This is a genomic window from Sphingomonas sp. Leaf257, assembly GCF_001422185.1.
GTDB lineage: Bacteria > Pseudomonadota > Alphaproteobacteria > Sphingomonadales > Sphingomonadaceae > Sphingomonas > Sphingomonas yabuuchiae.
Window position 1 is genome coordinate 288441 of record NZ_LMMH01000032.1, and the last position, 11885, is coordinate 300325.

The window sequence follows — 11885 nt, forward strand, 5'->3', positions numbered from 1 at the left end:
GTATCAAACCCCGTTCAGGCTGAGCGAAGTCGAAGCCCACGCCCTGCCCCCTACCCAGATATCCATTTCATCAACGGGTAATTGATAATCAATCGCACCGGCGTTATGTACGCTTTATGGCGATGCTCAGCAGTCTCGAAACCCTTCCCCGGCGGCAACCGGCGACCGTGGCCGCGATCGACTGGACCCAGCTGGCGCTGCCCGAGGCGCGCCGTCTGCGTGAATTGGGTTTCGATGAAGGGGTCGGCGTAGAGGTGCTGCACCGTGCCACGCTGGGCGGTGGTCCCATCGCCTGCCGGATCGGCCGCATGACCGTGGCGCTGCGTCGCCGGGTCGCCGCCTCGATCCGCGTCGCGACGGGCGCTTGAGGTCCGACCGAACGTAATGAACGCCGCACCGCTGGTTGCGCTCGTCGGCAATCCCAATGCCGGCAAAAGCGCCCTGTTCAACGCGCTCACCGGCGCGCGGCAGAAGGTGGGCAACTATCCCGGCGTCACCGTCGAGCGTCATTCGGGCCGACTGGTGCTCGACGACGGTCGCCCGGTCGAGCTGGTCGACCTGCCCGGCGCCTATAGCCTCGATCCCGGCAGCCTGGACGAACAGGTTACGCGCAACGTCGTGATGGGGTCGCAGGCGGGCGAGCGCCGCCCCGACGCGCTGGTCGTGGTGGTCGATGCCGCCAATCTCGACAATCACCTGCGCTTCACGCTTCAGCTGATCGCGCTCGGCCTGCCGGTCGTGGTCGCGCTCAACATGGTCGACCTGGCCGAACGCGACGGCCTGACGCTCGATGCCGATATCCTGGCGCGCGAGTTGGGCGTGACGGTCATCCCGACCGTCGCCGTCCGCCGTCGCGGGCTCGACACGCTGAAGGCCGAGATCGACCGGCTGGTCACGGAAAGCCGCAGTCAGCCCGTCGCCGCCGCCGACCGGATCGACGATATCGTCACGCTGCAACGCCGCGCCCGCCAGATCGCCGCCAGCGCGACCGTGGCCGAGACGCCGACGCGCCGCTGGACGCACATGCTCGACTCGGTTGCGCTGCATCCCATTGCCGGGCCGATCCTGCTGGTCGGGCTGCTCTTCATCATGTTCCAGGCGGTCTTCGCCTGGTCGGAAGCACCGATAGGCTGGATCGAACAGGGCTTCGTCTGGCTGGAGGCGCAGGTCGGCGCGACCCTGCCCGAGGGCTGGTTCCGCAGCCTGATCACCGACGGTCTGATCGCCGGTGTCGGCGCGGTCATCGTCTTCCTGCCGCAGATCCTGATCCTGTTCCTGTTCATCCTGGTGCTGGAGGCGACCGGCTATATGGTCCGCGCCGCCTTCCTGATGGACCGGCTGATGGCGCAGGTCGGGCTGTCCGGGCGCGCCTTCATCCCGCTTCTTTCCTCCTTCGCCTGCGCGGTGCCCGGCATCATGGCGACGCGCACCATCGACGACGAGAAGGACCGGCTGACCACGATCCTGATCGCGCCGCTGATGACCTGTTCGGCGCGACTGCCGGTCTACACCATCATCATCGGCGCCTTCATTCCGGATCGGCAGGTGCTGCCCTTTGTCGGGCTTCAGGGGCTGGTACTGCTCGGCCTCTATCTGATGGGCATTGTCGGGGCGTTCGTCGCGGCGCTGCTGCTCCGCCGCACCGTCACCAAGGGCGCGTCGTCAGGCTTCATGATGGAGATGCCCAAATATCAGTGGCCGCATATCCGCGACGTCCTGCTGGGCCTGTGGAGCCGCGCGCTGATCTTCCTGAAGCGCGCCGGGACCACCATCGCGCTGACCACCGTCATCCTGTGGGCGCTGCTGTCCTTCCCCAAGCCGCCGGAGGGCTCGGGCATCTCGCCGGTCGATTATTCGATCGCGGGCCGTATCGCGAGCGGGATCGAGGTCGTGGTCCGCCCGATCGGTTTCAACCGCGACATCGCACTCGCCCTCGTACCCGCCATGGCCGCGCGTGAAGTCGCCGTGGCCGCCATCGGCACCGTCTATGCCATCGACGATACCGAGCATGAGGGCGGGCAGAAGGCGATGACCGACAAGCTGAAGCGCAACTGGTCGCTGCCCACCGCGCTCGCCTTCCTGATGTGGTTCGTCTTCGCGCCGCAGTGCATTTCCACGATCGCGGTGACGCGTCGGGAAACCAATGGCTGGAAGTGGCCGGCCTTCATGGTAGGGTATCTCTTCGTGACCGCCTATGTCATGGCGGGCATCACATACTGGCTGGCCATATTCGCCGGCCTCTAGGCAAGATACAGGACTGATACATGGCGGGCAGCGTCAACAAGGTGATTCTCGTCGGCAATCTGGGACGCGATCCCGAGAGCCGCTCCTTCCAGAATGGCGGCAAGGTGGTCGAGCTGCGCATCGCCACGTCGGAATCGTGGAAGGACCGCAACAGCGGCGAGCGCAAGGAAAAGACCGAGTGGCACACGGTCAAGATCTTCAACGAGGGTCTGGCCAATGTCGCCGAGCGCTTCCTGCGCAAGGGCTCGAAGGTGTACATCGAAGGCGCGCTGACCACCCGCAAGTGGCAGGATCAGCAGGGTAACGACCGTTACTCGACCGAGGTGACGCTGCAGGGCTTCAACTCGGTGCTGACCATGCTCGACGGCCCCGGCGGCGGTCAGGGCGGCGGCGGTGGCCGCGGCGGCAGCGACTTTGGCGGCGGTGACGATTTCGGCGGCGGCGACTTCGGTGGCGGGTCGAGCGGCTTTGGCGGCGGGTCTTCGGGCGGCGGCTATGGCGGTGGATCGCGCGGCGGATCGGGCAACCAGAGCGGCGGCGGGAACCAGAGCGGGAACGGGGGCAACCGTGGCGGGTTCGGACAGGGCGGCGGCTTCGCCGACGATCTGGACGACGACGTTCCGTTCTGATCGGACACGGTTTCCCTGAGAGGCGGAGATGGACAAGACGCCGGAAGACGATGCGACGACCTGTCATGGCGTGAGCGTGGCGGAGATCCCCGCCCCCACGTCCATGAATGAGGCCGACCGCGCCGCCGTCATCCGCGCCTATGATCTGGCGGGCTATCGCGACAGCGGCCAGCTCGACGATCTGGCCGCCTTCGCCTCCGAACTGTGCGACACCCCGATCGCGCTGGTCAGCGTGGTCGAGGAGGAAACCCAGCAATTCCTGGCGACGGTCGGCATCGACGCCGATCAGACGCCGCGCGATACGTCGTTCTGCGCGCATGTGATGGTCGGGCGCGCCGAGACGATGGTTGTCCCGGACGCGCGTCGCGATGTGCGCTTTGCCGATTATTCGCTGGTGAAGGGGCCGCCGCATATCCGCTTCTATGCGGGGGCCAGGCTGCTTTCGCGCGAGGGCATCCCGCTGGGCGCGATTTGCGTCATCTCGCCGGAACCCCGGCCCGAAGGGCTGACCCCGTTCCAGCGGCGCGGGCTGGAAGTGCTCGCCACCGCCGTCATGGGGCGCTTGCAGGACCGCCGCGCCCGGCGCGAGCATGAGCAGGCGGTCGAGGCCTCCGAGGCGCGCGTCGCCGACAGCGAGCAGCGCTTTCGCACCCTGGCCGACACCATGCCGCAAATGGTCTGGTCGACACAGCCCGATGGCTTTCACGACTATTACAATGCCCGCTGGTACGAGTTTACGGGGATGCCCGACGGCTCGACCGATGGCGAGGCCTGGAACGGCATGTTCCATGCCGAGGACCAGGAGCGTGCCTGGACCCGGTGGCGGCACAGCCTGGCGACCGGCGAGCCCTATCAGATCGAATATCGGCTGCGGCACAGCGACGGCACCTATCGCTGGGTGCTGGGCCGCGCGCTGCCGATCCGCGATGCCGAGGGGCACATCACCCGCTGGTTCGGCACCTGCACCGACATTCACGAGCAGAAGCTCGCGCTAGAAGAACGCGAGATCGTCAGCCAGGAACTCAGCCACCGGATCAAGAACATCTTCGCGGTGATCTCCGGCCTGATCGCCTTTGCCGCGCGCAGCCATCCGGGCTTTGTCGGGATCGCCAGCGACCTGCGCGACCGGATCACCGCGCTGGGCCGCGCGCATGACTTCGTCCGCCCGCACAGCCCCCAGTCCCGGCCCAAGGCGCGGCAGGATTCCTTGCACGGGCTGCTCGGCGACCTGTTCGAGCCCTATCGCGGCGACGAAGACGTCTCGCGCATACTGGTCACCGGTGACGATGTGTCGGTCGACGATCGTTCGGCGACGCCGCTGGCGCTGCTCTTCCATGAACTGGCGACCAATGCCGCCAAATATGGCGCGCTGTCGGTCCCGACCGGCCATGTCGAACTGGCCGTCCGCCGCGACGATGGCGAGATGGTGACGCTCTGCTGGCAAGAGTTTGGCGGGCCGAAGCTGCATGCGACGCCGGATCATAGCGGCTTCGGTTCGCAGTTGGTCGAGCTGTCGGCGGTTCGCCAATTGGGCGGAAAGGTTCGCCGCGACTGGCAGCCGGACGGACTGGTCGTGACGATTGAGGTGCCGCTGGCGGCGTTCAGCCGTCCGCCGGGCACGGGACCCTGCCGGTAACGAGGGATCACTGGCGCGAGTGGCGCCAGTCCATTGCCTACATGGCGATGCCCAGGGGAATGACGTCTTCCGGCGCGGCCTGCCCGGCCCCCGTCGCCAGCGCGGCGGCGGCAAGGATGGCGCGCTCGCTGAACGGCTTGCGGATATAGCCCAGCGCCTCGATCCCGTTGCCGATCTGCGACGGATTGGCGGTGACGAACACGATCTTCACGCCATAATCCTCGGCGATACGGCGCGCGATCTCGGGCCCCGTCGCACCGTCGCGTAGATTGACGTCGACAAAGGCGAAGGCGCAACCCGGTGCACATTCTATCGCGGAGCGGCTATCTGCCGCGATTCCGGCCACATTATAGCCGGCGTCGGTCAGGATGCGCTCCAGATCGAGGGCCACGAAAATTTCGTCTTCCACGATCAGGGCGGTTTGGCTCATGTCAAATTCCCGTCACTTTCGGGGTCAACACTCTTGATCCAGATAAAGTTCCGCTATTGTTGTCATTTCACCGACGCAACAAAAATACTGCGTGTTCGGCCCGGAAATTGGCCGCCGCCGCGCTGGTCGGGCGACCGCGCGACAGGAACCAGCTGCCCTCGACGGTGATCCGCCGCTGACGGACAAAGGCGCGGAAATCGTCGATCGTCACATGGTGGATATTGGGCGTGTCATACCATTGTTCGGGCAGCAGCGGCGTCACCGGCATCCGCCCGCCCCACAGCAGCGACATCCGCACCCGCCAATGCGCGAAATTGGGGAAGGAGACGAAGGCGCGCTGGCCGATCCGCAGCAGATGGTCGAGCACCTGGTCGGGAGCGCGCGCGGTCTGCAGCGTCTGGCTGAGGATCGCATAGTCGAACCCCTTGTCGGGATAGCCCGCCAGGTCGACATCGGCATCGCCCTGCACCACCGCCAGCCCGCGCGCCACCGCCGAGGCGACATTGGCCGGATCGATTTCCAGCCCACGCGCGTCCACCCCCGCTTCGTCGCGCAACGCCGCCATCAGCTGTCCGTCGCCGCAGCCGATATCCAGCACGCGGGCGCCGCGCGCGACGTGGCGCGCGATGATCGCCAGATCGGGACGCAGCACCTCGGTCATGACTCGGCTCGCAGGAAGCCGTCGATCACCCGGTTCATCTCGGGCGCCTCGAGCAGGAAGGCGTCATGGCCATAGGGGCTGGACAGCTCGACGAAGCTGGCCGCCGCACCTGCCGCGTTCAGCGCCTGGACCACGCTGCGCGACTCGGAGGTGGGATAGAGCCAGTCGGTGTCGAAGCTGACGATGCAGAAGCGCGTGGCCGTGCCCCGGAAAGCATTGGCGAGCAGCCCGCCATGCTCCTCGGCCAGATCGAAATAATCGAGCGCGCGGGTGATGTAGAGATAGGAGTTGGCGTCGAAGCGGTCGACGAAGCTCAACCCCTGATGCCGCAAATAGCTCTCGACCTGGAAATCCGCGTCGAAGCCGAAGCTCTTCGCGCCGTCCGGCCGGTCGGGCCGCGCCTGGAGCCGCCGCCCGAACTTCTCGGTCAGCCCGGCCTCGGACAGATAGGTGATGTGCGCCGCCATCCGCGCGACGGCAAGGCCCGCCGCGGGGGGATCGTTCGACTCGTAATAGGCGCCGCTGCGCCATTTCGGGTCGGCCATGATCGCCTGCCGCCCGACCTCGTGAAAGGCGATGTTCTGTGCCGAATGGCGTGCGGTCGAGGCGACCATGACGCAGGCGCGTACGCGTTCGGGGAAGGTCGCGGCCCAGCTGATCGCCTGCATGCCCCCCATCGATCCGCCGACCACCGCCTTCAACTGCCCCACGCCAAGATGGTCGAGCAGCATGGCCTGCGCGCGCACCATGTCGCGGATGGTGATGACGGGGAACCGCATCGCCCAGGGCTCGGCGGTCGAGGGGTCGATGGTCGCGGGGCCGGACGATCCCATGCAGCTGCCGATGACGTTCGAGCAGATGATGAAGTGTCGCGTCGGGTCGATCGGCTTGCCTTCCCCCACCAGCCGCGTCCACCAGCCGGGCTTGCCGGTGCGCGGATGGGGCGAGGCGACATGCTGGTCGCCGGTCAGCGCGTGGCAGATCAGGATGGCGTTGGAGCCATCGGCGTTCAGCGTGCCATAGGTCTCATACCCGATCTCGACCGGGGACAGCAGTCCGCCACCGTCGAGCCGAAGCGGCCCAGGCAGCACGACATGCCGCGACAGACCGAAACGCTGGTCGTCGCCAAGGGGTTGCCCAAGGGATTGCGTAGAAACGGAAGCGGCCATGGAGCAATATCCGCTAGGCCGCGATGCTTGGCAACGCAAGGCCATGGCCGCTATGGCGGGTCCCATGACCGAGCTCAAAGCCCCCGAACCGATCTCCTGGGTCCAGGCCATCGCGCCCTATGTTCCCGGCCGCGCGACGACCGCTGACGGGCGCAAGGTCATCAAGCTTTCGGCCAATGAGAATCCGCTGGGCACCAGCGAAAAGGCGCGCGCCGCCTTCGCCGCCGCTGCCACGCAACTGGAGCGTTACCCCGATCCGGGCGCGACCGCGCTGCGCGAAGCCATCGGCGCGGTGCATGGGCTGGACCCGGCACGGATCATCTACGGTACCGGCTCGGACGAAATTCTCCACCTTGCGGCGGGCGCGTTCGCGGGGCCGGGGGACGAGATCATCCATGTCCGCTACGGCTTTGCGGTCTATGAGATTGCGACCCGCCGCGTCGGTGCAGAGCCGGTGGTGGTCGCCGACCATGACTATGCCACCGATGTCGACGCGATTCTGGGCGCCGTGACGGACAAGACCAAGGTCGTCTTCGTCGCCAATCCCAATAACCCGACCGGTACCTATGCGGGCGCGGGCGAGATCGCGCGGCTGCACGCCGGCTTGCCGCCCCATGTCCTGCTGGTCCTCGACCAGGCCTATGCCGAATATTTGGAGCCGGGCGAGGATGATGGCGGGCTGGCGCTGGCCGAGCGGACGGGCAACGTGCTGGTGTCGCGCACCTTCTCGAAGATTCACGGCCTGGCCGCCGAGCGGATCGGCTGGGGCTATGCCGCAGCCCCCATCATCGACGCGCTGCACCGCATCCGCGCGCCGTTCAACGTGACCATCGCCGGACAGAACGCCGCGATCGAGGCGATCCGCGACCGCAACTTCGTCGAGGCGTCGCGCGCGCACAATGCCCAGTGGCTGGGCTGGTTCGAGGAGCAGATCGCGAGCCTCGGCAATGCGGGCCTGCGCTGCGTACCGTCCAAGGCGAACTTCTCGCTGGTGCTGTTCGAGGGCGCACTGACCGCCGAGCGTGCCTATCACGGGCTGATGGACGCCGGCTATATCGTCCGCTGGCTGCCCAGCCAGGGGCTGGGTCATGGCCTGCGCATCACCATCGGCACCGAGGATGAGGTGAAGGGCGTCGTCGCCGCGCTTCGCCAGATGGTCGAGTCGGAGGCGAAGGGGGCCTGATGCTGCCCTTCGCGCGGATCACCATCATCGGGCTTGGCCTGATCGGCTCCTCGGTCGCGCGGGCGACGCGGAAAGCGATGCCGACCGCGCGGATCACCGCCTATGACGCCGATCCGGCGGTGCGCGAGACGGTGCGCGCGCTCGATCTGGCCGATGACGTGGCGGACACGGCGGGGGCGAGCGTGATCGACGCCGATCTCGTCATCCTGTGCGTGCCGGTCGGCGCGATGGGCGCGGTCGCGGCCGAGTTCGCCGACGATCTGCCCGCCGAAGCGATCGTCTCCGACGTCGGCAGCTGCAAGGGATCGGTTCTGGCCGCCCTCACCGAGGCGTTGCCCGGCGCGACGATCATCCCCGCCCATCCGGTCGCGGGCACCGAGCGCAGCGGGCCGGAGGCTGGCTTCGCCACGTTGTTCCAGAAGCGCTGGTGCATCGTCACCCCGCCCGAAGGCGCGGATGAACTCGCCGTCGAGCGGGTCGCCGAATTCTGGCGGCGGCTGGGCGCCGATGTCGAGACGATGGCCCCCGACCATCACGACCGGGTGCTGGCGGTCACCAGCCATTTGCCGCACCTGATCGCCTATACCATCGTCGGCACCGCCAGCGACCTGGAGGAGGTGACCCAGTCCGAGGTCATCAAATATTCGGCGGGCGGCTTTCGCGACTTCACCCGCATCGCCGCGTCGGACCCGACCATGTGGCGTGACGTGTTCCTGACCAATCGCGAGGCGGTGCTGGAGATGCTCCAGCGCTTTTCCGAGGATTTGAGCCAGCTGCAACGCGCGATCCGCTGGGGCAAGGGCGACGAACTGTTCGACCTGTTCAGCCGCACCCGCACCATCCGCCGCTCGATCATCGACCAGGGCCAGGACGACGCGCGCGAGGATTTCGGACGGAATCACGAAGCCTAACAATCCTCCCCAAGCCATGCTTGGGGAGGGGGACCGCCCGGCGCAGCCGGGTGGTGGAGGGGCGCGGCCACAAGCCGTGACACCCCTCCGTCAGTCCTGCGGACTGCCACCGCCCCTTACAGGGGAGGAAATTTCTCCAGCGCATTCATCGCCGCATGAACCCTTGCCTCGGCTTCCTCGCGCGGCAGGCCGGGCGGGATCACCTCGCCGAAGCGTAGCGTCACCACCCCGGGGCGCTTCAGGCCCTTTCGCGGCCACACGATTCCCGAATCGGTCGCCACCGGCACCACCGGCAGGCCCAGCATCCGGTAGAGCCCTGCAAAACCGGGCTTCAGCGGCGGCGTCTCGCCGGGTTTTACCCGTGTGCCTTCGGGGAAGATCATGATCGCCCGCCCCTGGTCGACCGCCACCTTCGCATCGCGCATCATGCCGCGCATCGCCTTGGCCGAGGCCGAGCGGTCGACCACGATCGCGCCATACTTGCGGACCGTCCATCCCCAGACCGGGATATTGGCCAGCTCACGCTTCAACACCATGGCCGGGCCGTTCAGCAGGCGTTGCAGCTCCATCGTCTCGAACATCGCCTGATGCTTGGCGGGGTAGAGCGCCGGGGTGGTCGGCCGCGTGCCCTCCACCTTCACGCGGATACCCAGGATCCAGCGGGTGCAGAGCCGGTGAAATGTCGTCCAGCCCGTCGCCCAATGGACCACCGCATGACGCCCCCCCACCGCGACCAGCGGCGACAGCAGCGCCATCATCGCCGATATCGGATAGAAGATCGCGACGAACACGATGTTGCGAAGAAGAATCACGCGCCAATCCCCGTCCAAAGCGCGACCCTGCGCAGGATCAGCTTGTTATATTCATTGACCAAGGTGCCGATGCGCGGTTCGGACGGCACGCCGTCGCCCAGCACCAGCACCTGTTTGCCGAGCGCGGCGGTCAGCTCCATCCTCGCGCGCGGCAGATGCCAGTCGGAGGTGACGAGCCGCACCGTGCGATAGCCATGCTGACGCACCCAGTTCGCCGTTTCCTCGGCATTGGAGCGGGTGTCGACCGCCTCGCCGCCCAGATCGATGCAGCAGGAAAACAGCGAAGGGGATGTGCGATAGGTGCGCGCCAGATCGATCGGCCGCACGCCGGGTGCGACGCCGGTGACCAGCATCCGCTTGGCCTGATGCGCCTTCAGAAGGGCGATGCCCCGGTCGATCCGCCCCGGCCCGCCGGTCGGCACCACGATGGCATCGGTGGTGTTGTGCTCCAGCGGATGCGGCAGGGTCAGCATGAAGGCCGCGAACCCCAGGCACCAGGCGAGCGCCGCCAGACCGATCAACCGCAGCATCAGAGCATCCGCCGCATCTGGCGCAGCACCGCCAATCGCGCCGCGCCCACCGCCAGCACGACGAAAGCGAAGGGCAAGGCGATCAGCATCGCCATATCCCCCAGCCCCAGCCGCATGCCGCCCAGCAATTCCGAATCGAGCGCGCCCACCTGTCCCGCGATCAGCAGGATTGCAGCCCCGGCCAGGACTCCGCCCGCCACCGCCCCGATCCCCGCGTCGAGCGCGATCCGCCGCTGGAACAGCCGTGCGACCTGCCGGTCGGTAGCCCCCAGCATATGAATGACCTCGATCGTGCCGCGATGCGCCTCCAGCCCGGCGCGCGCCGCCAGCATGACGACCGCCATGGTCGCGACCAGCATCAGCAGGATGATCGCCCCCGCCAGCCACGCCGCGGTGTCGAGCAGCCGCCCGACCGGCCCGAGCCAGGTGGCATGGGCATCGACCCGCGCCGCCGGGCTCGCCCGCATCACCGCCTTGCGGACGCGGGCGATGGCGGCGCTGCCGTCGCTGGTCAGGTCGACATCGATCAGCGCCGGGACCGGCAGCCCCGCCGCCTCCGCATCGGTGCCCAGCCAGGGTTGCAGCATCCGCGCAAGATCGGCCTGCGCCACCGGCGTCGCCAGCGCGACGTCCGGCTGGGCGCGCAGCACCCCCAGCACCTGTGCGGCGGCGGCGTCACGACGCTGCGCCTCACCCTCGACGATCTGCACGGTCAGCCGCCCCGCCATCTGCCGGTCGAGCGCTCCCGCCGCGCGTGCGGTCGCCAGCCCCGCCGCCCCGGCCAGCAGGGTCAGGAACAGCATGATCGCGATCACCCAGCTCATGACATGCGCGCCGCCGCCATCGTCCAGCGCGCGCGCCTCGGCCCCCGTCGCGCGGGTCTTGCCCCCGCGTTTCACAACCCGCTCCGTACGATGGTGGAGGGCTTGGCGTCGGGACGCGCCGGTATCGGGGGTGGTGACGCTGGGGCGGGCGAGGCGACAGGCGAATGAGGATCGGGATCGACCAGCCGCCCGCGCTCCAGATGCAGATGATGCGCCCCCGGCACCCGCTCGATCAGATGCCAGTCATGCGTGGCCATGACGACGGTGGTGCCCAGCCGGTGGAGCGAGTTGAACAGATGCAACAGCCGCTCGGCCATGGCGGGATCGACATTGCCCGTCGGCTCGTCGGCGACCAGCAGTTCAGGCCGCGCGATCACCGCGCGCGCGATCGCCACCCGCTGCTGCTCGCCGCCCGACAGGGTGGCGGGACGCGCGGCCGCGCGTTCGGACAGGCCGATCCAGTTCAGCATCTCGCGCACCGCCCGCGCGACCTCCGATTCGGCCATGCCCGCGACGCGTAAGGGGAGCGCGATATTGTCCGCCGCCGACAGATGCGGGATCAGCCGGAAATCCTGGAACACCACCCCGATGCGCCGCCGAAATCCGGGCAGGCGGTCGCGTGGCAGGATCACCGCATCCTCGCCGAACAGCCGGATGATGCCCCGGCTGGGCCGTTGCGACAGATAGAGCAGACGCAGCAGCGAGGTCTTGCCCGCCCCGCTGGCCCCGGTCAGGAAATGGAATTGGCCCGAACGCAGCGTGAAGCTGACGTCACACAGGGTCTCTTCCCCGACGCCGTAGCGCAGGCCGACATTCTCGAACTGGACGATGTTCGCCATGCCTTCATGGCCTTGGC

Annotated in this window: 13 protein-coding genes; 6 read left to right on the forward strand and 7 right to left on the reverse strand. The window is 67.7% G+C overall.

Annotated elements, in window-relative coordinates; all coding sequences use genetic code 11:
• Nucleotides 1-116 precede the first annotated feature (116 nt).
• From ASF14_RS14245 to ASF14_RS14260, 4 genes are all read left to right on the forward strand, one after another.
• Nucleotides 117-368, forward strand: coding sequence for a FeoA family protein (locus tag ASF14_RS14245; RefSeq protein WP_042488197.1), 252 nt, complete (start codon nt 117-119; stop codon nt 366-368).
• Nucleotides 369-384: 16 nt separating this feature from the next.
• Nucleotides 385-2244 carry a ferrous iron transporter B gene (feoB, locus tag ASF14_RS14250; RefSeq protein ID WP_056436241.1) on the forward strand — a complete coding sequence of 620 codons (1860 nt, stop codon included), beginning with the start codon at nt 385-387 and terminating at the stop codon, nt 2242-2244.
• 20 nt (nt 2245-2264) lie between these two features.
• Entirely contained in the window at nt 2265-2873 is a 609-nt protein-coding gene (ssb, locus tag ASF14_RS14255) for a single-stranded DNA-binding protein (RefSeq protein ID WP_056436244.1), read from the forward strand.
• A 103-nt stretch (nt 2874-2976) separates the two neighbouring features.
• On the forward strand, nt 2977-4509 hold the full coding sequence (locus ASF14_RS14260) for a sensor histidine kinase (protein ID WP_056436452.1): 1533 nt from the start codon (nt 2977-2979) through the stop codon (nt 4507-4509).
• A gap of 37 nt (nt 4510-4546) precedes the next feature.
• On the opposite strand, the gene ASF14_RS14265 is transcribed toward ASF14_RS14260, so the two are convergent.
• The 3 genes from ASF14_RS14265 to metX form a co-directional block, all read right to left on the reverse strand.
• Nucleotides 4547-4939: a response regulator gene (locus ASF14_RS14265; RefSeq protein ID WP_056436247.1), complete on the reverse strand. Its 393-nt coding sequence runs from the start codon at nt 4937-4939 to the stop codon at nt 4547-4549.
• A gap of 67 nt (nt 4940-5006) precedes the next feature.
• Nucleotides 5007-5600 carry a methionine biosynthesis protein MetW gene (gene metW, locus ASF14_RS14270; protein WP_056436250.1) on the reverse strand — a complete coding sequence of 198 codons (594 nt, stop codon included), beginning with the start codon at nt 5598-5600 and terminating at the stop codon, nt 5007-5009.
• Nucleotides 5597-6769, reverse strand: a complete 1173-nt coding sequence (gene metX / locus ASF14_RS14275) for a homoserine O-acetyltransferase MetX (RefSeq protein ID WP_056436253.1) — start codon at nt 6767-6769, stop codon at nt 5597-5599. The genes metW and metX overlap by 4 nt, the downstream gene beginning before the upstream one ends.
• 64 nt (nt 6770-6833) lie before the next feature.
• Between metX and hisC the strand changes: the two genes are divergently transcribed.
• Nucleotides 6834-7952 (forward strand): histidinol-phosphate transaminase, encoded by a 1119-nt coding sequence (gene hisC / locus ASF14_RS14280; protein WP_056436455.1) that lies wholly within the window; start codon nt 6834-6836, stop codon nt 7950-7952.
• A complete protein-coding gene (locus ASF14_RS14285; protein ID WP_056436256.1) occupies nt 7952-8863 on the forward strand; it encodes a prephenate/arogenate dehydrogenase family protein in 912 nt (303 codons plus the stop codon). Before hisC ends, ASF14_RS14285 begins: the two co-directional genes overlap by 1 nt.
• 116 nt (nt 8864-8979) lie before the next feature.
• On the opposite strand, the gene ASF14_RS14290 is transcribed toward ASF14_RS14285, so the two are convergent.
• From ASF14_RS14290 to ftsE, 4 genes are read right to left on the reverse strand one after another with little or no spacing between them, the layout of a single operon-like run.
• Complete coding sequence (locus ASF14_RS14290; protein ID WP_156361203.1) at nt 8980-9675, reverse strand: lysophospholipid acyltransferase family protein; 696 nt, start codon at nt 9673-9675, stop codon at nt 8980-8982.
• Entirely contained in the window at nt 9672-10208 is a 537-nt protein-coding gene (locus ASF14_RS14295; protein WP_056436463.1) for a YdcF family protein, read from the reverse strand. Before ASF14_RS14295 ends, ASF14_RS14290 begins: the two co-directional genes overlap by 4 nt.
• Nucleotides 10205-11104 (reverse strand): cell division protein FtsX, encoded by a 900-nt coding sequence (locus ASF14_RS14300; RefSeq protein WP_056436259.1) that lies wholly within the window; start codon nt 11102-11104, stop codon nt 10205-10207. Before ASF14_RS14300 ends, ASF14_RS14295 begins: the two co-directional genes overlap by 4 nt.
• Nucleotides 11101-11868, reverse strand: a complete 768-nt coding sequence (gene ftsE / locus ASF14_RS14305; protein WP_236697080.1) for a cell division ATP-binding protein FtsE — start codon at nt 11866-11868, stop codon at nt 11101-11103. The genes ASF14_RS14300 and ftsE overlap by 4 nt, the downstream gene beginning before the upstream one ends.
• Nucleotides 11869-11885 lie beyond the last annotated feature (17 nt).